General features: G+C 59.5%; 27 protein-coding genes and 2 tRNA genes. 9 read left to right on the top strand and 20 right to left on the bottom strand.

What is annotated here, in order from left to right; genetic code table 11:
• Window positions 1-18 precede the first annotated feature (18 nt).
• Entirely contained in the window at window positions 19-402 is a 384-nt protein-coding gene (locus NQ491_RS05690; protein WP_019245936.1) for a riboflavin kinase, read from the bottom strand.
• A gap of 252 nt (window positions 403-654) precedes the next feature.
• On the opposite strand from NQ491_RS05690, the gene NQ491_RS11265 reads away from it, so the two are divergent.
• The 5 genes from NQ491_RS11265 (at window position 655) to NQ491_RS05665 (ending at window position 4,171) form a co-directional block, all read left to right on the top strand.
• The gene (locus NQ491_RS11265) at window positions 655-1,476 is read left to right on the top strand and encodes a MerR family transcriptional regulator (RefSeq protein WP_019245935.1); all 822 of its coding nucleotides are present in this window, start codon (window positions 655-657) and stop codon (window positions 1,474-1,476) included.
• 67 nt (window positions 1,477-1,543) lie between these two features.
• On the top strand, window positions 1,544-2,329 hold the full coding sequence (locus tag NQ491_RS05680) for a Nif3-like dinuclear metal center hexameric protein (RefSeq protein WP_019245934.1): 786 nt from the start codon (window positions 1,544-1,546) through the stop codon (window positions 2,327-2,329).
• 15 nt (window positions 2,330-2,344) lie between these two features.
• Window positions 2,345-3,121, top strand: a complete 777-nt coding sequence (locus tag NQ491_RS05675) for a zinc ribbon domain-containing protein (RefSeq protein ID WP_019245933.1) — start codon at window positions 2,345-2,347, stop codon at window positions 3,119-3,121.
• 270 nt (window positions 3,122-3,391) lie between these two features.
• Window positions 3,392-3,976 (top strand): RNA polymerase sigma factor, encoded by a 585-nt coding sequence (locus tag NQ491_RS05670; RefSeq protein ID WP_026089649.1) that lies wholly within the window; start codon window positions 3,392-3,394, stop codon window positions 3,974-3,976.
• Window positions 3,977-4,033: 57 nt separating this feature from the next.
• On the top strand, window positions 4,034-4,171 hold the full coding sequence (locus NQ491_RS05665; RefSeq protein WP_019245931.1) for a hypothetical protein: 138 nt from the start codon (window positions 4,034-4,036) through the stop codon (window positions 4,169-4,171).
• Window positions 4,172-4,323: 152 nt separating this feature from the next.
• On the opposite strand, the gene NQ491_RS05660 is transcribed toward NQ491_RS05665, so the two are convergent.
• From NQ491_RS05660 to NQ491_RS05650, 3 genes are all read right to left on the bottom strand, one after another.
• Window positions 4,324-4,734: an RNA-binding S4 domain-containing protein gene (locus NQ491_RS05660; RefSeq protein ID WP_019245929.1), complete on the bottom strand. Its 411-nt coding sequence runs from the start codon at window positions 4,732-4,734 to the stop codon at window positions 4,324-4,326.
• A gap of 10 nt (window positions 4,735-4,744) precedes the next feature.
• Window positions 4,745-5,308, bottom strand: coding sequence for an aminoacyl-tRNA hydrolase (gene pth / locus NQ491_RS05655; protein WP_019245928.1), 564 nt, complete (start codon window positions 5,306-5,308; stop codon window positions 4,745-4,747).
• Between the two features lie 90 nt (window positions 5,309-5,398).
• A complete protein-coding gene (locus NQ491_RS05650; protein ID WP_019245927.1) occupies window positions 5,399-5,992 on the bottom strand; it encodes a 50S ribosomal protein L25/general stress protein Ctc in 594 nt (197 codons plus the stop codon).
• Window positions 5,993-6,425: 433 nt separating this feature from the next.
• Here NQ491_RS05650 and NQ491_RS05645 point away from each other — a divergent pair.
• Together NQ491_RS05645 and NQ491_RS05640 are read left to right on the top strand one after the other, a co-directional pair.
• Window positions 6,426-6,510: transfer RNA gene (locus NQ491_RS05645), tRNA-Leu, on the top strand.
• A 46-nt stretch (window positions 6,511-6,556) separates the two neighbouring features.
• Window positions 6,557-6,639 (top strand) — tRNA-Leu (locus NQ491_RS05640).
• Window positions 6,640-7,203: 564 nt separating this feature from the next.
• Here the strand turns inward: NQ491_RS05640 and NQ491_RS05635 are convergent.
• Window positions 7,204-8,184, bottom strand: a complete 981-nt coding sequence (locus NQ491_RS05635) for a hypothetical protein (RefSeq protein ID WP_147524799.1) — start codon at window positions 8,182-8,184, stop codon at window positions 7,204-7,206.
• Between the two features lie 229 nt (window positions 8,185-8,413).
• Here NQ491_RS05635 and NQ491_RS05630 point away from each other — a divergent pair, with 229 nt between their 5' ends.
• Complete coding sequence (locus tag NQ491_RS05630; protein WP_026089648.1) at window positions 8,414-9,400, top strand: leucine-rich repeat domain-containing protein; 987 nt, start codon at window positions 8,414-8,416, stop codon at window positions 9,398-9,400.
• Between the two features lie 49 nt (window positions 9,401-9,449).
• Window positions 9,450-10,190: a leucine-rich repeat domain-containing protein gene (locus tag NQ491_RS05625; RefSeq protein WP_019245924.1), complete on the top strand. Its 741-nt coding sequence runs from the start codon at window positions 9,450-9,452 to the stop codon at window positions 10,188-10,190.
• 688 nt (window positions 10,191-10,878) lie between these two features.
• Here the strand turns inward: NQ491_RS05625 and NQ491_RS05620 are convergent.
• The 15 genes from NQ491_RS05620 to NQ491_RS05550 all read right to left on the bottom strand — a co-directional run bounded on the left by NQ491_RS05620 (window position 10,879) and on the right by NQ491_RS05550 (window position 22,972).
• Window positions 10,879-11,376: a hypothetical protein gene (locus NQ491_RS05620; RefSeq protein WP_019245923.1), complete on the bottom strand. Its 498-nt coding sequence runs from the start codon at window positions 11,374-11,376 to the stop codon at window positions 10,879-10,881.
• Window positions 11,351-11,848 (bottom strand): transglycosylase SLT domain-containing protein, encoded by a 498-nt coding sequence (locus tag NQ491_RS05615; protein WP_019245922.1) that lies wholly within the window; start codon window positions 11,846-11,848, stop codon window positions 11,351-11,353. Before NQ491_RS05615 ends, NQ491_RS05620 begins: the two co-directional genes overlap by 26 nt.
• Window positions 11,845-12,264, bottom strand: a complete 420-nt coding sequence (locus NQ491_RS05610; RefSeq protein WP_019245921.1) for a phage holin family protein — start codon at window positions 12,262-12,264, stop codon at window positions 11,845-11,847. The genes NQ491_RS05615 and NQ491_RS05610 overlap by 4 nt, the downstream gene beginning before the upstream one ends.
• Window positions 12,261-12,743, bottom strand: a complete 483-nt coding sequence (locus tag NQ491_RS05605; protein ID WP_019245920.1) for a DUF6712 family protein — start codon at window positions 12,741-12,743, stop codon at window positions 12,261-12,263. Before NQ491_RS05605 ends, NQ491_RS05610 begins: the two co-directional genes overlap by 4 nt.
• Before the next feature lie 12 nt (window positions 12,744-12,755).
• Window positions 12,756-13,970 carry a phage portal family protein gene (locus NQ491_RS05600; protein WP_019245919.1) on the bottom strand — a complete coding sequence of 405 codons (1,215 nt, stop codon included), beginning with the start codon at window positions 13,968-13,970 and terminating at the stop codon, window positions 12,756-12,758.
• A 135-nt stretch (window positions 13,971-14,105) separates the two neighbouring features.
• Window positions 14,106-14,639: a hypothetical protein gene (locus tag NQ491_RS05595; RefSeq protein ID WP_019245918.1), complete on the bottom strand. Its 534-nt coding sequence runs from the start codon at window positions 14,637-14,639 to the stop codon at window positions 14,106-14,108.
• A 22-nt stretch (window positions 14,640-14,661) separates the two neighbouring features.
• A complete protein-coding gene (locus tag NQ491_RS05590; protein WP_019245917.1) occupies window positions 14,662-15,885 on the bottom strand; it encodes a hypothetical protein in 1,224 nt (407 codons plus the stop codon).
• 33 nt (window positions 15,886-15,918) lie between these two features.
• Window positions 15,919-16,242, bottom strand: a complete 324-nt coding sequence (locus NQ491_RS05585) for a hypothetical protein (protein ID WP_019245916.1) — start codon at window positions 16,240-16,242, stop codon at window positions 15,919-15,921.
• A gap of 109 nt (window positions 16,243-16,351) precedes the next feature.
• Window positions 16,352-16,627 carry a hypothetical protein gene (locus tag NQ491_RS05580; RefSeq protein WP_019245915.1) on the bottom strand — a complete coding sequence of 92 codons (276 nt, stop codon included), beginning with the start codon at window positions 16,625-16,627 and terminating at the stop codon, window positions 16,352-16,354.
• A gap of 10 nt (window positions 16,628-16,637) precedes the next feature.
• A complete protein-coding gene (locus NQ491_RS05575) occupies window positions 16,638-17,276 on the bottom strand; it encodes a hypothetical protein (protein WP_019245914.1) in 639 nt (212 codons plus the stop codon).
• A gap of 163 nt (window positions 17,277-17,439) precedes the next feature.
• Entirely contained in the window at window positions 17,440-19,845 is a 2,406-nt protein-coding gene (locus NQ491_RS05570) for a hypothetical protein (RefSeq protein WP_019245913.1), read from the bottom strand.
• A 2-nt stretch (window positions 19,846-19,847) separates the two neighbouring features.
• Entirely contained in the window at window positions 19,848-20,849 is a 1,002-nt protein-coding gene (locus NQ491_RS05565; protein WP_019245912.1) for a hypothetical protein, read from the bottom strand.
• Complete coding sequence (locus tag NQ491_RS05560; RefSeq protein ID WP_019245911.1) at window positions 20,846-21,274, bottom strand: hypothetical protein; 429 nt, start codon at window positions 21,272-21,274, stop codon at window positions 20,846-20,848. The genes NQ491_RS05565 and NQ491_RS05560 overlap by 4 nt, the downstream gene beginning before the upstream one ends.
• A 607-nt stretch (window positions 21,275-21,881) precedes the next feature.
• Complete coding sequence (locus NQ491_RS05555) at window positions 21,882-22,658, bottom strand: hypothetical protein (protein WP_019245910.1); 777 nt, start codon at window positions 22,656-22,658, stop codon at window positions 21,882-21,884.
• Window positions 22,655-22,972: a hypothetical protein gene (locus NQ491_RS05550; protein ID WP_147524797.1), complete on the bottom strand. Its 318-nt coding sequence runs from the start codon at window positions 22,970-22,972 to the stop codon at window positions 22,655-22,657. The genes NQ491_RS05555 and NQ491_RS05550 overlap by 4 nt, the downstream gene beginning before the upstream one ends.
• Between the last annotated feature and the right edge of the window lie 20 nt (window positions 22,973-22,992).

Here is a 22,992-nt window from a genome sequence, read left to right as displayed (position 1 = left end):
TTCGTTGCACGGCCTCCCTCAGAGGTCCGAGTCCCGGCGGAGGCGTTCGCGCGCCCGCTTCTTGTCGGCTTCGATCTGGCGGGACAGCTCTTCGGTCGATCCGAAGCGTTGTTCCTCGCGCAGAAACTCCAATAGCTCGACTTCGATCGTTTGTCCGTACAGGTCGCCCTCGAAATCGAGCAAGTGAGCCTCGAGCACGCGGTCCGGTCCGTTGCCGACGGTCGGCCTGTGTCCGACGTTGACGACCGCTTCGTGCTCCGTGCCGTCGATCCGGACCCGGGCGGCATAGACTCCGTTGCGTACCGGATCGTCCTCTTTCAGCGGAATGTTGGCCGTCGGGAAGCCGAGCGTCCGTCCGAGCCTGTTGCCTCCCGCGACTTTGCCTTTGACGAGCGGATTCATCGTTTTTCGGATTCGTGTCGCGCGCTCGGGCTGCCGTCCGGGCCGGGTTCTGGACCGTCCCGGGGCGAGCGGCGGCGCTTGCGCGTTTTTGCTTGGTAATATTTTCTATTTTTGCAGCCCAAAGGTAGGAAGAATAATCCGGATTCCGAATATTCCGCCCGCATCATCTCCGGTGCAGGGGGCCGAGACTGCGCGAAGGTTGGGATTCCGGTTTGTTTTTTGTACCTTGCCGCTGAAAGCTATCTATTCCGAATGACGACGAGCGAGCGTAAAAGTCGCAAGATATATTATACGATGGGCGAGGTGTCGGAGATGTTCGACGTCAATCCTTCGCTGATCCGCTTCTGGGAGCAAAAGTTCGATATCCTGAAGCCCGACAAGAACAAGAAGGGGAACCGGCTGTTCACGCCGAAGGATGTCGAGAATCTGAAACTGATCTATCATCTGGTCAAAGAAAACGGCATGACGTTGGCCGGGGCGGCCAAGCGGCTGAGACAGAACCGCGAGGGAGTCAGCCGCGATCTGGAGATCATCGAGAAGCTGCAGCGGGTCCGCTCGCTGTTGCTGGACGTGCGCGAGGTGCTGAAGGCGGACGATGACGGACGCGAAGTGTTCGTCGATCCGGCCCCGGCCGACTGGGACGATACCCCGGTCTTGGAATACGGGGCGGGAAGCGACGGGGAACCGGCCGGCAGCCGGTTGCCGGGAGAATCGTCGCCCGGCGCAGAGACGATCGGCGACAGGGCTCGGTCCGTTACGGATACGGCCTTTCGGCACGAGGCCGATGATCCGACATCCGGTTCCGGCGAAGGGCAGGGGACCGTCCTGATGCGTGAGCCGCGTTGCGCGGAAGTGCCGGAAGGATTGGCGGAACTGGTCGCCGTGGCGACCGACAACGGATGCGAAGCCGGGCCGGCAGCGCCGTATTTTATCCAGCGCGAGATTCCCGTACCGCCTCAGCCTTTCCCGGAGCGGCTCTCGCATACGGAAGGACCCGGTGAGGATGCCGAAGAGCCGAAGCCGGAGCCACCCAAGGCGGCTGCGTGCTCGGTCGTCGAGCAGACGTTGTTTTAGCCGTCCGTTCTGTTCCGCCGGATTCGGCGGCGCGACAGGCGCACGGTGTCATAATCTTATACGGAAAATGAAAGTGAGAGAAGTGGCCGGAGCGATCGAGGAGTTCGCTCCGCTCGGTTTGCAGGAAAGCTACGACAACAGCGGCCTGAATGTCGGTTCGCCCGATGCGGAGGTGAGCGGCGTGCTGATATGCGTCGACGTGACCGACGAAGTCGTGGACGAGGCGCTGGCCGTCGGAGCGAATCTCGTCGTGTCGCATCATCCGTTGCTGTTTCACCCGCTGCGCCGGCTGGTGGGCGGCGATCCGGCGCAGCGCATCGCCGCCCGGTGCATGATCGCCGGCATCAGTCTCTATGCCGCCCATACCAACTTGGACAGCGCCGACGGCGGGATGAGCCATGCGCTCGGGCGCCGGCTGGGACTTCGCGACATGCGGCTGCTCTGTCCGCATGCGCCCGGCGGGCATACCGGCTACGGAGTGGTCGGCGAACTGGCCGAGGCCGTGCCGATCCTTCGCTTCCTGAGCGAGGTCAAGCGTTCGCTTCGTTGCGGCGCGATACGTTACAGTCCGCTTTGCCGCAATACGGTTTCCCGAGTCGCTCTGTCGACCGGGGCGGGGGCCTCGCTGATCGAGGCCGCGGCCGGAGCGAAAGCCGACGTCTATCTGTCGGCCGACTTCAAATACAACGATTTTTTCGGGCCCGACGGGCGTTTGGTAGTGGCCGACGTGGGGCATTTCGAGAGCGAATATTGCGCAATCGACCTTTTGTATGATATAATTACGAAAAAAATCGCTAATTTTGCAGTTCGCAAGAGCGAACGTTCCGTTAACCCGATCAATTACTTGGTTTAAGAAACACACACGAATATGGCGACATCGAGCAAAAAGAGCGGCGAGTCGAACGACTTTTCCGTCGAGGAAAAGATCGTTGCGCTGTACGAATTACAGAAAATCGATTCGAAGATCGACGAGATCAACAAGATCAAGGGAGAGCTTCCGCTGGAGGTTCAGGACCTCGAGGACGAGATCGCCGGTCTGGAGACCCGCATGGCCAATATCACTTCCGAAGTGGAGGGGCTGACTGCCTCGACCAAGCAGCGCAAGGAGGAGATCGAGCAAGCCAAGGTTCTGATAGCCAAATACGAACAGCAGCAGGATAACGTCCGAAACAACCGCGAGTTCGACTCGTTGTCGAAAGAAATCGAGTATCAGAAACTCGAGATCGAACTGTGCGAGAAGAAAATCAAGGAATACGCCGCCGATATCAAGATCAAGAAGAAAATGATCGAGGATGCTCAGGCCGTCGTTGCCGACCGCAAGATCGATCTGGCTGCCAAAAAGCAGGAGCTCGAGGGAATCGATCAGGAGACGGCCAAGGAGATGGAAAGCCTGACGGAGCAGTCGAATGCGGCCGAGGCGAAGATCGACGCCCGGCTTTTGGCGGCTTATAAGAGAATACGAGGGAATGTCCGCAACGGGCTGGCCGTCGTGACGGTCAAGCGCGACGCCTGCGGAGGATGCTACAACCGCATTCCTCCCCAGAGGCAGCTCGACATCCGGATGAGCAAGAAAATCATCGTCTGCGAATATTGCGGCCGCATTTTGGTGTCGGACCAGCTGGACGAAGAAGCCGCTGAGCAGTAGCGGTTCGCTGTTCCGGTCGCTTGCGGAACGGAAACGTACCGAATGGGGAAAGTAGTGCTTTCCCCATGTTTTTCTTTGATAGTATCAATTTTTTTTATACTTTTGCAAAAACGGTACGCGATTTGTATGAAGTCGGGCGAGTCCGCATCGGACGTGAAAATTTGCGGATTCGGGAAATATAGCGTATATTGCAAAAATTATTGTCTAACCGTTAAAGGGATTGCCTATCGAGAATATCTACTCTGAACTAATAATGAGTAGTATATGGATCTGAATCTTAAGAAATTAAGCGATAACCAATTGCTTAATGCTTATCTGTCAGGCAATGAGAACGCTATAACCGCGCTTGTAAACCGTCACCGCCGGAGGATTTTCGATTACGTCCATATGATGGTCAAGGATCGCGACGTGGCCGACGATATCTTTCAGGAGACGCTGATCCGCGTGTTGCGGTTCGTCAACGACGGTCGCTATACCGAGAACGGCAAATTCCTCTCTTGGGTGTTGCGCATCGCCCATAATCAGGTAATCGACCATTTCCGCCAGAAGAAGCAGCAGAACAACGTCTCGGAGGGCGAGGCTGGCTACGATCTGCTCAACAACAAGAAGTTCTCCGATACGACCGTCGAGGAGAAAATGGTGTCGGCGCAGATCGAGGCGGATGTCCGCAAATTGCTGGATTATTTGCCCAAGGAACAGAAGGAAGTCGTGATGATGCGCTATTACATGGGGTTGAGTTTCAAGGAGATCGCCGAACAGACCGAGGTAAGCATCAATACCGCGCTGGGACGCATGCGTTATGCGCTGATCAATCTGCGGAAGCTGATCGACGAAAAGCAGCTGATCCTGAACTGATCGGGCAATATTTCCCGGAGGCTGTCGTTATATAGGTAACAATCAAAACAGTTGCCTATGAACGATCAGTACGAAGAATGCGGATGGACTTCCGAGAAGCTTGCCGACGAGGAGCTTTTCATCAGAGAGGTGATACGCGAGGATACCGATCTGATGTTGGTGGATTGCTTGCTCAGAGAGGCTTTCAGAAGGTAAGTCCGTCGGATTGAAACGGAAGGCGCTCCCCAGGACGGGAGGCGCCTTCCGCATTTATTTCGTATCTGCGAAGCCGGCGATGTCCGATTCGTTTCCGGGAAACGGGCATCTGAAACGGATCGTGTCGGCATGGGATTCTGTCCCGTAGAGATTCAGAACTGCTCGTCCTCGTCTTCGGAATAGAGCTCGCCCATCAGCGAGTCGATCTCGCGGCGCTCGCGCTTCGTGGGCCTGCCGCTACCCCGGTCGCGCTGGACGAAAATGCTCAGCTTCGGGATGTTCAGCTTGTCGAGCTCCTCTTGCGGCGTGACGTTCTCGGCGTAGCGGGGGACTTCTTTGGCCGGCTGCCGCGACGAAACGAGCTCCACGACGCGGAACGAGTAGGTGACCGGCATCTTTTTGACGGTTATCGCATCTCCGGGCTTGACCTCGCGCGAGGGCTTGGCGTAGGAGCCGTTGACGAGCACCTTGTTCGTCCGGCATGCGTCGGCCGCGTCGCTGCGCGTCTTGTAAATCCGCACGGCCCACAGCCATTTGTCGAGTCTGACCGATTTGTCTTCCATTGCCCGAGTTCTATTTGCGGTTGAATCCGTTCATCGTGCGCTCCAGCCCCGCCGTGCCGAACGAGAGGACGGCCTCGGCGGCCGTTCCGATTCGCCCGGGCAGCGCCGCCCGCTCGTCGGGCGTCCATTCGCCGAGCACGTAGTCTACCTGAAAGCCTTTGGGAAAGTCGCCCCCGATACCGAAGCGCAGCCGCGCATAGTCGCTGTTGCCGAGCAGCTCGGCGATGCTTTTGAGCCCGTTGTGTCCGCCGTCGCTGCCTTTGGCCCGGATGCGGATCGTGCCGAACGGCAGCGCGATGTCGTCGACGACGACCAGCAGGTTCTCCTGCGGGATCTTTTCGGCTTTCAGCCAGTAGCTGACCGCCTTGCCGCTCAGGTTCATGTAGGTCGACGGCTTCAGCAGCACGAACGTCCGTCCCTTGTGCCTGAACTCGGCGACCGAGCCGTAGCGGCCCGTTGCAAAGACGGCGCCCGCCTCGGCTGCCAGTGCGTCGGCCACTTTGAATCCTATGTTATGCCGGGTTTCGGCGTACTCGGCGCCGATATTGCCCAGCCCGACGATCAGGTATTTCAATTTCGCATCTGTTTAAGGTGAAAATATCTTGCTGCATTCCCCGGAGGTTCCGCAGCAAGATATTTGTAAGAAAACCGGTGTGGCTCCGGACTATTTCTTGGCCGCGGCGGCCGCTTCGGCTGCAGCGGCCGCGCCACGGGCGGCGCGCGTCATCTTCACGGCGCAGATAGCCGTCGTGGCAGGCGTCAGAATCGTGATGTGGTCGTACTTCAGGTCCCCGACGAAAATGCTCTTGCCCAGGCCGAGCGTCGTCACGTCTACGACGATCTCGTCGGGCAGATTTTCCATCGTCGCGCTGATGCGTACTTTCCGCTTGCTGAGGATCAGCTTGCCGCCCTGCTTCACGCCTTCCGAGTTGCCGGTCAGCTTGACGGGCACGTCGATCGAGATCGGCTTGCCGGGAATCACATGGAAGAAGTCGGCGTGCAGTACCTGGTCCGTCACCGGATGGTACTGAACCTCGCGCATGACGCCCACTTCCTTTTTGCCTTCGATGTCGAACTCGATCAGGAATGACTGGGGCGTGTAGATCAGCGGTTTCAGGGAGCGGGCGTCCACCGAGAAGTGAACGGTCTCGCCGTTGCCGTAGATCACGCAGGGAACCTGCCCCTGCTTGCGAATGCTCTTGCTCTCTTTTTTGCCGAACGCTTCACGCTTTACGCCGGCGATTTTGATCGTTTCCATAACAGTTGATTGGTTTTGGTTCAGGCCCGCTACTCAGAGGCAGGGGAGAGATGAAACCCTGCCGCCCCATGGCGGACCGCATATTAGCGGTGCAAAGATAGGATTAATTGACGGTAAACGAAAAAAAACGATAAAAATATGCTCGAATATTTTGCGTTATCTTAATTTTGGTTACCTTTGCACCACTTTCCGGGGGATTCCGGGGAAGGCGTTCTTTCAAGCTGTCCGGCAAGGTCGGGAAATCCCGATTTTTTTGGAGAGTCGTAAATTTGTTCTATCTTTGCAACGAAGTTTTAGGTTCATTTTAGGTTAGTAGGTTTTAGGTTGAGTAGAAGGATAGCCGGCAGAATCGGAGACGCAAGTTCTCTTTCTGTAGCTTTCCTTTGAATTTTGAAGCCCGCGCCGCAACGTTCCCGTTGCCGATAAGATATAGGCCCAGATGGTGAAATTGGTAGACACGCTACTTTGAGGGGGTAGTGTCGGTTTACGACGTGCAAGTTCGAGTCTTGTTCTGGGCACGTTGAGTAACCTTCGGGTTCGATCGTTTTTTTGACATGTTGGACTGCCCAGGTGGCGAAATGGTAGACGCGCTAGTTTCAGGTACTAGTGTCAGTGATGATGTGAAGGTTCGAGTCCTTTCCTGGGCACCGCGAAGGAGCGGCGATGAAAATCGCCGCTCCTTTTTCTTTTATTCGGCATGTAAATCGCTTGAATTCATTCTGTTGTCTTGCCATGCGTTGCCGTGGTCCCTTAGGGAGGGCGAGGCAGACCGTTTCCCGGTCGATCGGGCGGGGCGCGCCGTTTTCTGAGTGAGGATCGGGGCGGGATCTGACGGCGAGGATCGTTGCTTGTTTTCGGTGTTCGCCGGCTTTCCTGCCGTTCGGGGAATGCGGTTTTACGGATCGTCGGACCAGGCTGCCGCCGAGTGCCGGTCGTTTCTCAGATACGGGGCTTTCGGATTCGCGGCGTGAAGCGGTTTTGTCCGGAACGGGGGAAGCGGTTTCGGGGTGCCGGTCGAGGCCGCCACGACGTATGCGGCGTATGCGAAAGGCGCGATAAGGCTCTCGGTGAGGCTTCGGCTTGACGGTATTGCCGACTTCGTTCGTGCATGGGACCGGGTTTTGCCCGGGAAATTCAGTTCGGGCTTCTATGATAGCGAACGGGAAAGGGGAAGAGCGCAGTCTTCCCCTTTCCCGTTCGCTTCTTATGTTTCAGGAATCGATTTGCGGATTGTCGCCCTTGATTTCCTGAATCAGCCATTTGAGCATGCCCAGATAGGAGTGCGGGTCCGACTCCGGTCCGACCGGCCGCTTGGCTCCATGCGCATGGGGAAATGCGTTGAGGTAATAGTGCATGTTCGGATGGTGTTTCGGGAGTCCCTCTTTCCAGAACCGGTACAGCCAGTCGCGCTCGATGAAATCCGTGTACTGGTCGAACTCCTTGTAGACGAACGGCCCGTAGTAGAAGATGTATTCCAGCCCCTGATCCAGCGTCCACCGGGCGCCCTTGACCAGTTGCTCCGGCCGGGTCCAACCGGTTTCGTAAGGCCAGTGCCGGTTGAACTGGTGCGATTCGTAGGCGATGCCATCCATCGTCTTGACGATTTTCACGGCTTCGGGGATCTCCATGAACGCGGAGGCATGCGTAACCATCTGGATCAGCTTGTAGTTCTTGTGTTTGGTCAGTCCCTGCTTGTAAGCCAGCTTGAACAGTTTCCGGTAGTCGTCTACGTCGCGCTGATAGAGAATGCGACTGTCTTCCTTGAACGGGCCCCATTTCCCGCGTCCCAGCAACTCGGCTTCGCGGCATATCAGAATGTGCTCTACTTCCATACCGATCTTTTCGCGGCTGCGTATTTTCAGGATCAGCGGATTGGTCTCCGGATTCATGTCGATCCAGTCGCGGTCCAGAGGCAGATAATGCTCGAAGAAACATTTGCGGGTGGCGAAAGCGCCGCGATAATCCTTGATGACGTCCGTGTATTTGGCGGTGAAGTCGTCCGGACGGAGTAGGGAGTCGTAATAGCCGATTCCCGACATCCAGTCGATCTTCGACTCGCCGGCCGAGCGGGGTAGCGGGCGGATTCCTACATAGCCCGACGTGCGTTCGGGACTTTTGGCAGAGGATGCCGATACGGTCAGTAACAGGCATGCGGCGCTCCAGAGCATGGAGCGGAGGATTGGGTTCTTCATGTGACCAATGTTTTGGGTTAGTAATACGCGTTCGGCTGACTGCCGATGCACAAGCGCCAAAAGCAAATTTAGCGCATTGCGTTAAGTTTTGCAACAAAAAATGAGGCTGCATGTGCCGAAAGGGCCTCCGGTAGGCTTGTATCTTTGTAGAATCGTTTGTATATTTGACAGATAAGCGGAAACGGACCGGAACGGATGCGGCTTTCCGGCCGGATAGATCGGCGGTGCGATGAAGTATTTCTCATATCTTTTGCTTTTGCAGACGGTGTTCTGGGCCGGGTGCGAAAAGTCTGACGGGGAGAACGGTCCGGCGGCCCGGGCTTTTCCCGACCCGGCTTTCCGGCAATGCGTGCTGGAGTATTTCGATTTCGACGGAGACGGCATGGTCTCCGACGACGAGGCGGCGCATGTAACGGTCATATTTTGTCAGGAGGCGGGCATCGTCTCGCTGAAAGGAATCGAGCGGTTCCCGAATCTGAGGGTGCTCAATTGTATCCGGAATCATATTTCCTCGCTGGACTTGTCGGCCAATCGCGCGCTGGAGACTCTCTGGTGTCACGACAACCCGCTGGTCGAACTCGATGTGAGCGGGTGCGAGGGACTGACGGAGCTCGATTGCCGGGGTTGGGGCCTGCGCCGTCTCGATGCGAGCGGATGCTCGTCGCTGGAGGCGCTCGATTGCGGCGATAACGCGCTGACTTCGCTCGATTTGGAGGGATGCCGTTCCCTGCGTCGCCTCAGTTGCGGAAAAAACGGCATGAGCGGACTCGTTTTGAAAGGAATGGCCGGGCTCGAATACCTCGACTGCCTGTCGTTGCCGCTCGACACGCTCGATCTGAGCGAGTGTCCCCGGCTGAGGGAGGCGTATATCGGAGGCGCGCGTCTGACGGCTCTCGATCTGAGAGGAAATCCCTCTCTGGAGCGATTGTTCTGTACGGACTGCGGTCTGAGGTCTTTGGGCGTGAGCGGCTGCTCCGCGCTTACGGCGCTGAACTGTTCCGGTAACCGGCTCGGCAGCCTGACGGTGGGACGACTGCCGGCCTTGGAGGCGCTCAATTGCAGTTTCAACGATCTCGTCTCGCTCGACTTGAGCGGCTGCCCGGTTCTCGACGAACTGGACTGTCGCGGGAATCCCCTGCTGGAATCGGTCGTGCTCGCGCCGGGGCGCGAGCCGGCCTTACTATATAAGGATCCGGGTGCCGAGGTAGTTTACTGAAGGCCGACTTTGTCTCCGTTCCCATTATGCGGATAATCTCTGTTTTGCTATGAAAAATCTGCTGTCGCTCTCCCTGCTTCTTTGCTCGCTGATATGGGGCGGGTGTTCGAAAGACGACGTGCCCGCGCCGTCTTACGACGCCGATGTCGTTATCCCGGACGAAGTATTCCGTCGGTTCTGTCTCGAAAACTACGATACGGACGGGGACGGACGGCTTTCCGCCGCCGAGGCCCGGGCGGTCAGAGAAATGTACTGCCATGATCCCGGTATCGGTTCTATGGAGGGAATCGAGCGTTTCACCCGTCTCGAGGTATTCGACTGCACGTACAGCTATGGCCTTCGCGGGCTCGATTTGAGCGGCAACGGAAATCTGGTGTCGGTCAGTTGCAAGGATTGCTGGAATCTGTCGAGTCTGAATGTTTCGCAGTGCGGAGCTCTGCGGAAATTGAACTGCGACGGGTGTAGTCTGTCGTGGCTCGATGTGACGCGAAATCCCGTTCTGGAACGCTTGTCGTGCAGGGGCAACGGTTTGTCGATGATCAATCTGAGCCGAAATCCCGAGCTGCGTGTTGTGGATCTGTATGGGAATCGTCTCGGAACGCTGAATATCAGCCGGAACTTCCGGCTGGAGGAATTGAACTGCGGTGAAAATTTGCTCACGCTGCTCGACGTCAGCATGTGTCTCGAGCTGGACAGGTTGAATGCAGGCTGGGTGCCGACGCTTTATTTGAATCGGAATCAGCATATAAGCTCTTTGATTCATTACGGAGAAATCGTCTACCGCGACTGACGGTACGGAAAGACCCTCGATGAATGCCGCCGCTAAATTCCTGACACTTCGGTGCGATGAATTTTATTATTAAATATTCTTAAAAATAATTTGTTTTTTCCGTTTCGATTCCTACCTTTGCAGTGAAGTTTTAGGTTCATTTAGATAAGTAGTTTTAGGTTAGTAGGGAGGGAAAAGCCGCAAGGTAGAGAGCGATCTCTATCTTGAAGCTTTTTCTTTTTTTTATGTTCTTTTCAGTCAGTCTGTTCGTGTGAAAATCCGGATGCGGAGTCCCGTTTCTTCGGGGCATCCGCGGGAGCGTTTCTTCTATTCGCCCGCTTCGAAAATCCAGTGAAAAAGGCTTTTCTCCCTGCTTTTGACAGTCAGCCGGTTGGATTTCGAGATCGCAATCTACACAAAAAAAATAGAGAATTTTATTAAAAATATTTAAGAAATTTGGAGTTTACCGATATTTATGCTTATCTTTGCAGACGAAGTTTTAGGTTAGTAGTTTTTAGGTTAGTAGGGAGGAAAAGCGGTAGACAAGAGCCTCGGGCTCTTTCTGCTGGCTTTTCTTTGTTTTTGTACCGTATCTTTTCGACCTCGACGAATAAAATAAAGGGAGGGCGCACACGGTTTGTCGTGCGCCCTCCCTGTCGTTTGCCCGAGGCCGTTACGGAATAATGAGCCGGCTGTCGGGGGCGTCCGGCTATTGAGGGCGTTTCGTCCGTCCTCGGGGGCCGTAGCGGATAATCAGCCATACGCCGGTTGCCAGCAAGGCCGTGTAGAAAATGTACTTCCATCGGCCCGTCGGGCGGACGGGAACGATGTTCTCGGTCCGTTGCTCGCTGATCGTCGTTCCGGCGCTATGCTCCGTTGCCAGTGCGATCGTCCGGTTCTGTTGCCGTTGGCGCTGTTCGTTTCGGCGGATCGTCGTCACGCTTTTCACGGCGGGCTGCGAGCCGCTGCCGTTGAGGCTGTCGGGAAGAGGGTAGTAGTCGGTTCGGACGATTTCCCAATTCCGGATCCGTTCGTCTTTCAGCGACCTTTCCGTTTCCTCGAGCGACCGGTCGATCGAGGCGCTGTCCGTGCGGATGACCGTCTGGCGCTGCGCTTTCCGCGCGCTCCGGCATCCGGTCGCGAGAGACAGCCCGAGTACGGTCCAGACGAGGACCTTGCACTTAAAAGAGAATGGAACGGAATTCATCGGGAAAGAGCTTGGGAAGCCGTCGGCGGAATTCGCCGGCGGTGATGCGGCCGTCCCGGTCGGTGTCGAACGCCGGATTCTGCCGGGCGATCCGCTCGGCGGACAGCTTCCGCGTTTGCAGCACATAGTCGTCTTCCTTGCCGATGGCCGCCGGGAAAAAACAGGCCATATAGAAATCGCCGAACGTACGGCAACGCGGGGCGTACGGGCGGAAAAAACGTTCGACGTAGTCGAGCTGATCCAAGGCGCTCATTTCCCGCAGCGCCTCGCAGCTGGTTCCGAGTCCTGCGGCGGTGGCCGGCATGAACTGAATCAGTCCGGTGGCTCCGCCTTCGGGGTTCGTGGCTGCCGGGTCGAGCCGGCTTTCGCTCCACATGACGGCCATCAGATAGTCGGGCGGCACGCCGAGACGCGAGGCGATCTGCCGGACCTTGGCCGCGAACGGAGAGGATACTTGGTTTTCGAGAATCATGGTTCGGGATGGTTTAGCTGGTTGTCGATCTTTTGTTTCATCAGTTTCTGAAGCCCGCGGAACAACGGATGATCGGACAGTTCGGCCGCGTTTTCCAGATAGCTCCACAGCTCGACGCCGCATACGAATCCGGTGAACAGATTGGCCAGATGCAGCTCTGCGAACGGCAGTACGAAGCGGTCGATCAGCCAAGTCAGCGCGATGCCGACCGTCACGAGCACGATCTTGTAGACGGTCCGCCATGCCTTCGCGCTTTCGAAGGCCCAGCGAGCCTGCTGCCTTCGGGCGCGGACGCGGCTCGCTACGACGCCGGTCACGAAATCGATGCAGACGAAGGCCAGCGCGCAGCAGACGAGCGTCTGGACCGGGGCGAGCAGACCGGCCAATGCGGTGAGCAGAACGGTAAGCTGCTTCATGGCCGGTCGTCGGGTAGGATGAGACCTCCTTTGAACAGGACCCGGCGGCGGATACCGAGGTCCGGATCGTACTCGGGAAAGTCTTCCGGATGCCGTTCGACGAATTCGATCGCTTCTTCGAGAAGCGTTTCCGCATCCCGGAGAGCCTGCCGGCGCAATCGCCCGGCCGCCTCGGCCGGGGCCGCTTCCGTGTATTGCGTACGTGCCTGCACGATACCCGAGGGACCGACGGCGGCCGCCCGCGCGTCGATCACCAGAGCGCGCACATAGCAGGCCAAAGCCGGCTTGACGTATCGTTCGACGAAGGCTTCGTAGCGCGGTTCGTTCAGGCAGTCGTACAGCGGGCCGAATGCCGGTTTCAGATAACGGAGCTGGGCCGTCTCGATCGTCACGGCCGGGATCAGCTCCTCGCGCTGGAACTCGGCCGGAGTGAATGCGAGCGACAATGCCTCGGCGGAAGAGATCAGCAGTGTATTCATGGCGTGAAGGTTTTAGTCGATGCTGCGCATCGCGTATTTGGTGATTTGGGCCAGATAGAGATTCTGCTCGGGGTCCTGCGGGTCGTAACTCAGTCCGTCGCACTTGCGCGCTTCCCACACTTTCATGTAGAGCGGCTTCGAGCGGGTCGGCGGCCGGTTGACGATCTGCAGTGACGAAGCGTCGCAACCGAGCCGCGTTTCGATAAGACGCCGAACAGGTTCCAGCAGTTCTTGCTGCTCGCCGAGAATCAGCGTGTTGAGCGCGATTTCGTACTCGTGCAGGATACGTTCGGCGCTGAATCCCGTCGAATAGTCGAGTCCGCTGAGCGAGCGGAACCACGAGTGAGCGACGACGATATCGGAGGTGGCCTGCTCGTGCAGCAGCTTCCAGTCGCCCTCGTTGGCCGACTCGATCGGGACGAATTTCGAATGGTCGGATTCGTCCGTGTTCTTGACCATGAACATCACCTGTCCGGGCTTGCCGGCGAACCGTTTCTCGGCGGCTTTGACGATCCGGTAGGCTTCCTGTTCGTTGTCGACCTCGCCGTCGAGCACCATGACGCCCGATAGCTGGAACGAATTGTCGAGCCGGCTGATGTTCCAGCGGTCGGTCTTGTAGGCGATCGCCGATACGTTCATTCCGGCGATGTAGGAGGGGAGGCCGTAGTGTTCGAACATCGGCTCGTAGTCCTTGTAGTGGATCAGGCTGCGCAGCGTGCCGTCTTCGGTGGGCTCGAACAGCGGGTAGAGCGGTAGCTGCCGGGCCCGTCGGGCGTCGTAGGCCGCCCAGTCGTGGTGCAGGATCGCATGCCGGTCGTCCCTTGCGACGCGGCAGCGCGAGGCGTCCTGATGGAACAGCGCGAGGAAGGAGCCCTGCGCGTCGGTCGCCGCTTCCAGAAAGGCGTTGCCGAACAGCGCCTTGTCGAAAGCCACTTTGTTGAATACCTGCCGCAGCGACTCGCCGCAGCCGTTGGCCCGCTCGACGAGTCCGATCAGAGCCGGATTTTCCCGGTCGCAGACGAATCCCTTGCCTGAAATGTAGTCGGCTTTGTCGTTGATAATCCGGCGGTGTGTCGTCGAGAGACGGGACATCGCCGCCAGCGCGTTGGGAAACAGGTTGTCCGATCCCCAGTGCCAGTATCCCGTTTCTCGCCGGGCCGGGCGCTCCGGGAACGACCCGGACAGCGGGCCGAGGGGAGAGCGATTCGTTTCAGTCTTTGTTTTCATAGGCGTGAAGTTATGACGGAGGGCGTGCCGTTAGCCGGCCGCCCTCCGTGCCCGGACGACTGACGGGGGATACCGTGCGGAAGAGTCCGCCGCGGCGGTTCCGCCTGCCGGTCGTCGCGTTCGGCCGAAAGACCGTCAGATTTTCGAGAACAGGTTGTTCAGGTCGTCCAGCAGCGGTCGGGCCTTCGAGACGTCTTCGCTCCGGAGCGTGACCGTCTCGCTCGTGGTTTCCGACAGCAGGCGGCCGGTGGTGGCCTGAGCCGATGCGATCCGCAGCGGGCGCTCCTTGCCGAATTCCTGCGAGTAGCCGAGCAGCAAGGCGTCTCCGTTGATCGTGACGACGACGGCGATCAGGCCGCTGCGCGATGCTTCGATGATCGCCTCGATCGCGGTTGCCGTGTCGGCGTCCATACGCTCGAGCGTGAAGGTCAGTTCGTGCGCTACGGTCGGAGCGCCGTCCTTCGCCGCGATCGTTTCGCGGTATTCGGCTCCGTCTTCCAGAAACTCGAATTTCGACAGGGAGGCTCCCTCGTCGAGCGTCAGCTCGGTAAATCCCTTGTCCAGCTCGCTGTACGTCGCGGAGACGACTTCCCGCTGGTCGATCAGGCCCAACAGGCGGATTCCGCCGTTTCGCCGGCGATGCTTTTTCGTGAAGTTGACCAATGTCATGTCGTGTCGTTTTAGTCGTGGGTCAGACAGTGTACTCGAGCGAGGCGCCGTTTTGGAGTTCGATCGTCAGCCGGACCCGGTCGATCGCCGTTCCCGCGAGCGTTCCGCCGTACGTGCCCTTTTCGCCGCTCAGCACGACCGGCTCGCCGTCCGTCTTCCCGTCCGCTTTCACCCCCTGAGCCGTCACCTGCCCGATGAACGAATAGCCCGGAATCCGGACGCTGAGCGTCCCGCCGGACGCGCCGACCGGCTCCGAGACGAGTTCCGGATCGAAGCCGCCTGCAGCCATCGAGACGAGCTCCGGAAGCAGGTAGTCGCATCCGGCCATAAAGACGGCCCGCTGACGATTTTCCATTTGGTCCGGGTTGTACCACATGCGCACTTCCGTACCCGGGAAGTCGGCGGTATTGACCGCCAAGGCCAGGTTGCGCCGGTCCGTGAGCAGCACGAACGACTGCGGAAGCTCGGGACAGGACCGGAGATAGGGAGCCACCTGAATGTCGATCACCGGAATGCCCCGGAACGACAGGCCCTCGCGTCCGTTCTGCTTGGCCAGATAGGCCGCTTCGAGTGCGACGCCGTCGAGCTCCTCTTCGTAGCGGGCGTATATGTCCGACGTGACCAGATAGACCAGCTCGCCCTGAGGCTTGAATGCCCTGAGTACGTCCGGGGCCTCGTCCCACAGCCGCTTGAGCAGCTTTTCGGCCGTTTCGCCGGCCGGATCGAATCCTGTGCAGCGAACGTCGTTTTCCGTGTCACCCGTATCGGCGAGCAGCCGCTTGAGGAAGCCGTCGAAAGTCGACAGCGCTCCTTCCCTTTCCGTGTCGCCGAGCCACATCGTCGCCCGGATGCTTTCGGCTATGGCTTCCTTGAACAGCGCGGTTTCGGCCGCTTCGAGCTCGGTTCCCGTCAGATCGTCCAGATTGACGTCCGGCCGTCCGGTAATCAGCTCATATACCATGTTGAAGTAGTCTTCCGCCGAGTAGCCGGCCTCGGCCTTGACTTTCGACAGCGCGATCTGCTTGCTGTACTTCGTCGCGGCGTCGCCTCCTTTCCAGCCCGCCGCCGTGTATTTCTGTAGGATGTCGCCCGCGCGCTTCCAGAATTGGAGCGTCGTGGGAACCGGTGTGTTGTACATTACCTTGATACCGAGGGCTCGGGCATCGGGGCCGCTGAGCATCGGGCGGAAGAAAATCGTCTCCAGATCGCGTCCGCTGTAGTTTTTGGGATTTTCGATTTTTGCCATGTTGCGATGAGTTTGGTTGATGTCGTTGTCTCGTTAACGAAAGTTACGCAGGTCGTCCTCGTAGGCTTTGGCGTTGGCCGACAGCGTCGCCTCGGCCGGAGAGGGGTCCTCGCGGGGCTCGGTCCGGGTGGCTCGCGCCGTTTCCCGGAGGTCGTTCGCCTCCGGATGCCCCTGTACGGCGGGATCCGTCTTTTTCGGGAGGTCGAGGCTTCCGTCGGCCGGTTCCGAGCTTGTGCTCGGATCGGAGCCGAGAGCCTCGTTCAGCCTTTCGACTTGCGCCGGCTCGACGCGGCATGCGTCGGAACCCGGCAGGCCGAGCCGTTCGAGCAGCGCCTGCCATTGTCGTCTGATCGTCATAGTTAGGATGGATTGTGTTTGTAGGATTAGGTGGATTTCCGGCCGGAAATCGTACGGCGAAGATCGCTCCTCGCCCGTTCGGATTTTTTCTACGGAATCCGACGGCCGTTCAGCCGATGTTCATATCGGTGTAGTAGTACATGCATTTGCGTACGTACTCGTAGGAGCAGGCGAACCGTTCGGTCGCCAGCCACATCGCGTCGGTCTTGCGGATTCCCGTCTCCATGATGCCGCGAACGTATTCGCGCACGGCTAGTACCTTGCACAGCGTGCTGTCGATCACGCCGAGGGCGACCAGCTTTTCGACCGTCTGTCCGGTCGTGAGCTCTCCGCAGCGCGTCCGCAGAATGCGGATCAGTTCCTTTTCGTAAATGGTCAGAGGCATGTTCCGGAAATCAGAAAGAGGCTTGTTCGACAACGGTTTTGACGGATCGCTGCGCGTCGGTGATATCCGATTCGAGCACGTAGACTCTCAGCGAGTTCAGCCGCGAGTCGATCATCTCGCCGATCTGTTGCCGGTCGAGACCTTGTCGCGCCTCGTGCTGTCCGTCGGCTTTTGCCTGCCGGTCGTTTCCGACGGAGCCGAGCGGGGATCGCCCGGCAAGGGGCCGGGCCGGGTAGATGCTTTCTTGCGGAGCATGTCTTTCGGCGTAGCCCGGGGGTATTGCGGGCGACGGGCTTCCGAATCCGGCTTGCATCAGCCGTTCCGGGGCATAGGTCCGATACCGGTCCGCGTCGGCAGGTTCGGCCGGATGAGACGCGGTGGGAGAGGCGATTGCTTGCGACGGCCGTTGCTCGGTCGTTTCGGACCGGACGAAGCCGGAGCCCGTTTTATCGGCCGAGCCGCGAGTAGTCTTGTCTGCCGGCATGTCCGGAGCGCCGGACGTCGGAGGCATGCCGTTCGACTGTTGCCGCTCGGCTGCCGGTCCGGCGTGGTTCCGGCCTGCCGCGTCCGGTGCTCGGTTTTCCGACGGCTGTGCATCGTGCCGGGGCGGGTCGTCTTCCCAGACGATCCGGTAAGTTTTTCTTTTCATATGCGATGAATTTGGATTGGATGATCCTTATGTCGTGCTCTGCGCGGTTGTTCCGGAACCGGTCGTCGAGAGGACAACGCGTGGACCGCAGCGTCCGGCGAGGGGCCGGTCGCGTCCGGTTTCGCTTCGGAAAATTTTGTTCGGCGGGTGCGCGGACGGACCGCTATGTTTCTTTGAGAAAGACGCACCGGGTCGATCCGGCCGACGGGTTGTAATCGCTGATCTCCTCCAGCCGGCACATGACCGTCTCGCCTTCGATCGCCAGCTTGAACAGGGCGCGGAAGTCGCGCCGAAGCCCGTTCGGGGAGATCAGCGGCTCGATGTCCTCCGGGTTGAGGCGCAGATAGAGCGTGATGCGTCGCCCGCTGTTGTACTGCTCGATGCTTCGGTCGTATCCGCCGTGCAGTCCGGTCGCGCCGTCCCTGTCTTCGAAGCAGAGGGTGAACGGCTCGTCGCCCGACGGATCGTGGAACGCGATTTCCGGATACTCGTTCCCGTAGCCGGGCCAACCCCAGCGTTGCGTGTCGGGTAAGGTCCGGACTCCGAGAAAGCGAACGATCTTCGGCGGAAAGTTCAGGTTTTCCGTGTCGGCCGGTACGCCCGTGCGGTCCCGGTCGCCTACTTGCGCGAGCGAGGCGTCCGGCGCATCGGGGTAGACTCCGGTTCGGTTCAGCGTGGGCGTGAAAAGGGGATTGGCGTAGACTCGCTCGCCCTCCGAGGCGAAACGGTTGAGAATCGGCGTACTCCATCGGCCCAGAATTTGCTTGTTGCGCTCGTCCCAGCGCGCGACCGTCCCGTCACCTTCCTGATAGCGGAGCGTAAAGAGTTTCGACAGGTCCGCTCCGAGCTCTTCGACCGTGACCGGCCGGCTGCGATCGATCCGGTCGTTCCAGTCGATGACCGTGTCGTCGCGATAGAAATCGTCGCGCGGCTCGATGTAGAGCGTGCCGGTCAGCGCGTCGCTGTAGAAGCAGAGATTGAACATTTGCTTCAGCGCGCCGATCAGGTCGATCTGGCGTACCCTATGCGCGGCCACGTCGGCGAAGCGGACGGTCGATCCTTCGCAAGGGTGGGGCAGGAAAATCGGCTTGAGCGTCGTGCGACGGCCGAGCGTCAGGTTCATTCCTTGGTCGGCTCCGCCGAAATAGACCCGGTCGAAGTAACGGGGCGACGACGGGGCGATCTCCCGGGCCGCGCTGCGGATCGTCAGGCGGATGTCGATCTGTCCCGTCTCGGCCACATAGCCGTCGTACAGCGCCCAGTCTCCCTCGTAAGGGATATATGTGCCGTTCGACAGGAACTCGAGCGACGCTTCGGTCGCCTGCTCGTCTGCGGGTACGTCGATCAGTACGCTCCGCTGCGAGAACGTCTTGAGACGGACGGTCTCGTAGTCGCCCGGTTGCAGGTCGGCGGTATCCGCTGCCGGGTTCGCGATGCGCCGGTACGAGAAACGGTATTCGGTTCCCGGTTGGTGCCCGAAAACGATCAGTCGGTACTGCCAGCCGCCGTGAAAGACCGTCCGCCTGTCTTCGTGCCGGTTCACGACGCGGAAGCGCCGTTCCACATCGTCGTCGAGAAGGACCCGGTCGAAGCATTTGAGCTCTTCCCTGCTGGCGATCCGGTAGTCCGTCCGGTAGGCGAGCGAGTATTCGAATCCGGCCGTTACTTCCTCGACCGGACAGTAGGCTATGCGCTGCCCGTCTTCCCGGAAGCAGTCGTTGCGGTTGTAGACCCCGGCGACCGTCGCGCCGTCCTGCGTCCGGTCCGGGTCGGCCGTATCCACGAGATTGCCGACCGACGAGACGGCGGTCAGCGGATCGGCATAGACCCGTCCGAACCGGTCGGCCGAGGCCGTAGCGTCGCCGAAGCGCCCGGCCAAGAAGCCCATTCGCTCCTTGAACGGCTCGGTCTGCTGCTCCGGATAACGGCCGCTCATGTAGAGCGATCGGAACGGCGCGCCGTCCATAAAGTCGGAGCGGATCGTATACCCTCCTGCGGCCGCGATCGCGTCGACGAGCGTGCGGACGTGCAGGAAAGGATGGTAGTCCGTGAAGGTCAGCATCCGTACGGTCGGCTCGATGCTGCCCGACGACACGCGGAACGTGTCCCGCAGTACCGGAAAGAAGCGCACCGGCTTCTCCCATGTCCAACTGTCGCGCACCATGCTTTCGGAAACCGTCTCCTCGAACGGAATGTCGATTTCGTTGAACATGTTCTCGCATGCCAGGCTCACCCATTGCTTGCCGGGTCCGATGATCTGCAACAGATAGGAGCCGCCTCCGGCCTCGCTCTCGTATCGGACCAGGCGGGGCGATCCCTCGATGACGGTGAATCCGTCCGCTTCGATGCGAGCCGTATGCGGCTGCTGGTTGAACAGCTCGGGAGCGTGGATCCGGTCCGCGTCGCCCAGCAGCGACCGGTTGCGGGCGGTCGCCGGGAGACGGACCGTTTTGCAGTAGCCGGTGCGGTTCGTCTCGATTTTCGTGATCGACGAAACGGCCAGCGTGATCGAGACGGCCGCATGCTGGTCCGTGTCCGCCTCGCGGTTGTCGATAAAGATGCGTATCATCGCTACCGGTTTTGAAAGGTTTCGGGTTGCGCCTCGCGCAGAACCATGTCGATTCTCGACAGCTCGTCCGACGCGACGACGGCCTCTGCGGTCAGCACGTCCGCTTCGACGAACCGGCTGTCTTCCGCGATCCATACTTTCGGCGCATTGAGCAGCCCGCACAGCCAGCGCATCGTCTTTTCGTTTTCGTAGTCCGACACGAGCCGCAGTCGGCTCTCGCGGCGGCTGGCCGTCACGGCGTATCCTTCGGCCGTCAGTACGCGCTCCTTCCCGATCGCGAAGCCTTCGGCCAGCGGCCTGCGCATCGTGTAGTAGTCGATCTGTCCGAACGTGTTCCACCAGCAAAGCCGGACGTCGCCCGCGTAGTGCGGAACGAACCTGTATTCGCGTGCCAGCACGGTCTCGTCGCCTGACGTGATGCGGATTTCCATTGAGCCGTACCGGTCCAACGAGTCGTTCCCGTCGTTTTCGACCTGAGCTTTCAGATCGCTCATCTTCAGGCAGAAAACGCTCAGATCGTCGGTCGGGGCCTGAGAGGCCAGCTCGATGCTTCGCTGAGTGCTTCCCCGGAGCACGGCTTGGGCGGTCAGCGCGCTGCCTCCGGGTAATACGGCGATCTCGTCGGATTCGTTCGGGGCGATTTTCACGGTCGTCGGCGCGGCCGACAGCGCGTCCCACTCGAACAGCGTGCGCGTCCCGGCGCAGAGCGGCGCCGAGGCTTGCGCCTCTGCCGAACGGACGGTCGTGCGGACGATCCGTCCCGCCGGCTTCGCGAACGTGCACTCTACCGCATAGAGCGGCAGGACGTCGAATTGGCTCCGGGCGTATCCGGCCACGTTGACGTCGTAGGAAGTCTGTCCCTTGAACCTCCGTCGTCCGACGATCCGCTGGTCGGCGTGGTCGTAAATATCCAGCTCGACGAGCTCTTGGGCTCCTGCCGTCACTCGGAACAGCGCGTCGCGGTACGCCGACGCATACGGAGCGGGAGTTTTCGTGATTTTCATGGCTTATCGTCCGGTTCGTTGGGGAAATACAGACGGGCGTCGAATTCGGCCTTCATCGACAGTTCGCCCTGCCGGGTCAGCGAGAATTCGGCGGGCGTCAGCGCGATGTTTCCGGTGCAGAAAATTCCCTGCAGCTTTCCGATCCGGCCGATCATAGCCAGCGCGTCGCGTTCCATCTCGGCCCATTGTCTTTCCTTGGCTTGCTCGTCGTATCGGCGGTCGAGCCGCATCAGATGCAGCGTTGCGCGATAGACGATCTCTCCCTCTTCGCGTCCTTCGACGCGTACGACGTGCGGGGGTACGAGCCAGACGGCCGGGAATCGGATCGGGACTTCGCCCATCCGGTACTCGAACCCTCGGCGGAAGCCGTACCCGAGTTCTTGTGCAGCGCTCTCGACGGCTGCGGATAGTTGGTTTCTGAGCATGATTTGAATCGTGTTGATTGGTTTCGGTATCCGGCGCCGGCTGTCACCGTCGTGCCCGTCGGAAAGGCGGGGCGCACGGCTGCGCTGTCGGCTGGCGGACGGTTCGTCGGCGCAGGCCGCAGGTCGGTTCCGGCATCCGATCCGCCGCGCTTGATCGGTTCTTGCATCCGCTCCGCGCTTTCGGGCCGGTCCTGACGGCCTCTACTGTCATACGAATAGCGGGGAACGACAGATCGCTTTCCGAACCGTTCGCATGACCGGAAGCGTCGTTGCATCGATTCGGCTTGTTTGGACTTGACCGTTTTGCCGGGCTATGTTCGCCTTGTCCGGATTGCCGGACCGATACGGTCCCGCTTGCATAGCCGGCAGCGCGTTTGACAGCGTATCCCGCTCGAACGGTGCGGATCTCGGTGCAGAACCGGTTCCGAGGCTTGATCGTGTTTCCGGACTTTCGGACAGAGAAGGGGCTGCGGTCTGATTGCCGAACCGTTCGGCCGTACGGATAGAGGCGTTCGCCGCTTGGATCCGAGCGTTTCCCCTCTGCCGTACTTTCCCCTGCCGCGCGATCCGGACAACGGCCCGGTCCGTAGTCGGGCGTTCGACTGTGCTATCCGTGCATTTTCAGTCTGCTGTGTACCAAGTCCATGAAATCCGGACATTTCATCTGACCCGTCCGTTCGATTTCCCCTGCGACATAGTGCCCGGTCCATGCCAGCAGGTCGCACCACGTAATTTGTTCCGTATCGTGGCCGGCCGGCCGGTGCGACGGCTTGAAGTAACAGAGCGGATAGGCTTTGCGGAACAGCCGGTGGGCCCGTTCGATCCGGGCGAAGCAGGCTGCGAAAAACGCCAGCGGTTTCCGCTTCAGAGTCTCGGCCTTGCGACGGATTCTTCGGTCGCAGTCGTTTCCCGCTACCGGCCAGAGCAGGGCCGCAATCAGCGGCGCGTACCGCCATTTGTCGTGTAAATAAAGGTCCGAGGCCCGGCACCAGGCCGAGGCCGTTATCCGGGACATCGGTATCGGGCTTCCCTCCCAATCCGTTTCGTCCTCGGGCGGCAGGCGGTTATCGTCCCGATTCGCTTTTTGACCGAGGTTTCGCGTCTCGTCGGACGGCCTGTTTTCGAGCCGTCGCAACTCGCAGGGAAGATACGAGACGAGGCACTCCGCGACGAGTATCCGGTCGTCCGGGTCGGTGCGGCGTGCCAGCGAGCGTCGGACACCCGCGATTTTCGTCAGCAGTTCTGCAGTCAGCCGGTCCACGCTTTGTCTGTCGCTTCGGCGCCTCTGCTCGTCGTAGCGGAGAATTGCGTGCAGCTTGTCCCAGTTCATGAGTTCCCAAGGTTCGCAGTTGTAGCGCCGGTTGTTGATAAGCAGCGTACTCATTTGTTGATAACCGTCTTTAGACTGTTGGCAGTTTGTCGATAATCCGGTCGATTCTCACTGCGGGCGAGCACTTTCTCCAGTTCTCGGAGTTCGCGCGCGACCCCGTTGGCCCGATTGCTCGACTGTTTGTACTGTTGCTGAACTTCGGCCAGCCGGACGACCGAGCGGACGGCCTGACGGATCTTTTCCAACGTGCGCTCGAGGTGCTCGTGCGGCTCGTCGCGCCGGTTTTCGGCATTCGGTTCGGACGGTGCGTCTGGATTCCGGTAGGCCGTTGCCGCAGCCGGAATGCCCATAGAAGGGTACTTTTTCATAGAAACGGGATTTGAAAAGC

Source organism: Alistipes ihumii AP11 (genome assembly GCF_025144665.1).
GTDB lineage: Bacteria > Bacteroidota > Bacteroidia > Bacteroidales > Rikenellaceae > Alistipes_A > Alistipes_A ihumii.
Note: the sequence above shows the minus strand (reverse complement) of the source record. Positions and strands in the feature narration are given on the sequence as shown.

What these genes read in the sequence shown, in the direction of transcription:
- NQ491_RS05690 (WP_019245936.1), bottom strand. Translation starts at nt 402, where the DNA reads ATGAATCCGCTCGTCAAAGGCAAAGTCGCGGGAGGCAACAGGCTCGGA.
- NQ491_RS11265 (WP_019245935.1), top strand. Translation starts at nt 655, where the DNA reads ATGACGACGAGCGAGCGTAAAAGTCGCAAGATATATTATACGATGGGC.
- NQ491_RS05680 (WP_019245934.1), top strand. Translation starts at nt 1,544, where the DNA reads ATGAAAGTGAGAGAAGTGGCCGGAGCGATCGAGGAGTTCGCTCCGCTC.
- NQ491_RS05675 (WP_019245933.1), top strand. Translation starts at nt 2,345, where the DNA reads ATGGCGACATCGAGCAAAAAGAGCGGCGAGTCGAACGACTTTTCCGTC.
- NQ491_RS05665 (WP_019245931.1), top strand. Translation starts at nt 4,034, where the DNA reads ATGAACGATCAGTACGAAGAATGCGGATGGACTTCCGAGAAGCTTGCC.
- NQ491_RS05660 (WP_019245929.1), bottom strand. Translation starts at nt 4,734, where the DNA reads ATGGAAGACAAATCGGTCAGACTCGACAAATGGCTGTGGGCCGTGCGG.
- NQ491_RS05650 (WP_019245927.1), bottom strand. Translation starts at nt 5,992, where the DNA reads ATGGAAACGATCAAAATCGCCGGCGTAAAGCGTGAAGCGTTCGGCAAA.
- NQ491_RS05635 (WP_147524799.1), bottom strand. Translation starts at nt 8,184, where the DNA reads ATGAAGAACCCAATCCTCCGCTCCATGCTCTGGAGCGCCGCATGCCTG.
- NQ491_RS05630 (WP_026089648.1), top strand. Translation starts at nt 8,414, where the DNA reads ATGAAGTATTTCTCATATCTTTTGCTTTTGCAGACGGTGTTCTGGGCC.
- NQ491_RS05625 (WP_019245924.1), top strand. Translation starts at nt 9,450, where the DNA reads ATGAAAAATCTGCTGTCGCTCTCCCTGCTTCTTTGCTCGCTGATATGG.
- NQ491_RS05620 (WP_019245923.1), bottom strand. Translation starts at nt 11,376, where the DNA reads ATGAATTCCGTTCCATTCTCTTTTAAGTGCAAGGTCCTCGTCTGGACC.
- NQ491_RS05615 (WP_019245922.1), bottom strand. Translation starts at nt 11,848, where the DNA reads ATGATTCTCGAAAACCAAGTATCCTCTCCGTTCGCGGCCAAGGTCCGG.
- NQ491_RS05610 (WP_019245921.1), bottom strand. Translation starts at nt 12,264, where the DNA reads ATGAAGCAGCTTACCGTTCTGCTCACCGCATTGGCCGGTCTGCTCGCC.
- NQ491_RS05605 (WP_019245920.1), bottom strand. Translation starts at nt 12,743, where the DNA reads ATGAATACACTGCTGATCTCTTCCGCCGAGGCATTGTCGCTCGCATTC.
- NQ491_RS05600 (WP_019245919.1), bottom strand. Translation starts at nt 13,970, where the DNA reads ATGAAAACAAAGACTGAAACGAATCGCTCTCCCCTCGGCCCGCTGTCC.
- NQ491_RS05595 (WP_019245918.1), bottom strand. Translation starts at nt 14,639, where the DNA reads ATGACATTGGTCAACTTCACGAAAAAGCATCGCCGGCGAAACGGCGGA.
- NQ491_RS05590 (WP_019245917.1), bottom strand. Translation starts at nt 15,885, where the DNA reads ATGGCAAAAATCGAAAATCCCAAAAACTACAGCGGACGCGATCTGGAG.
- NQ491_RS05585 (WP_019245916.1), bottom strand. Translation starts at nt 16,242, where the DNA reads ATGACGATCAGACGACAATGGCAGGCGCTGCTCGAACGGCTCGGCCTG.
- NQ491_RS05580 (WP_019245915.1), bottom strand. Translation starts at nt 16,627, where the DNA reads ATGCCTCTGACCATTTACGAAAAGGAACTGATCCGCATTCTGCGGACG.
- NQ491_RS05575 (WP_019245914.1), bottom strand. Translation starts at nt 17,276, where the DNA reads ATGAAAAGAAAAACTTACCGGATCGTCTGGGAAGACGACCCGCCCCGG.
- NQ491_RS05570 (WP_019245913.1), bottom strand. Translation starts at nt 19,845, where the DNA reads ATGATACGCATCTTTATCGACAACCGCGAGGCGGACACGGACCAGCAT.
- NQ491_RS05565 (WP_019245912.1), bottom strand. Translation starts at nt 20,849, where the DNA reads ATGAAAATCACGAAAACTCCCGCTCCGTATGCGTCGGCGTACCGCGAC.
- NQ491_RS05560 (WP_019245911.1), bottom strand. Translation starts at nt 21,274, where the DNA reads ATGCTCAGAAACCAACTATCCGCAGCCGTCGAGAGCGCTGCACAAGAA.
- NQ491_RS05555 (WP_019245910.1), bottom strand. Translation starts at nt 22,658, where the DNA reads ATGAGTACGCTGCTTATCAACAACCGGCGCTACAACTGCGAACCTTGG.
- NQ491_RS05550 (WP_147524797.1), bottom strand. Translation starts at nt 22,972, where the DNA reads ATGAAAAAGTACCCTTCTATGGGCATTCCGGCTGCGGCAACGGCCTAC.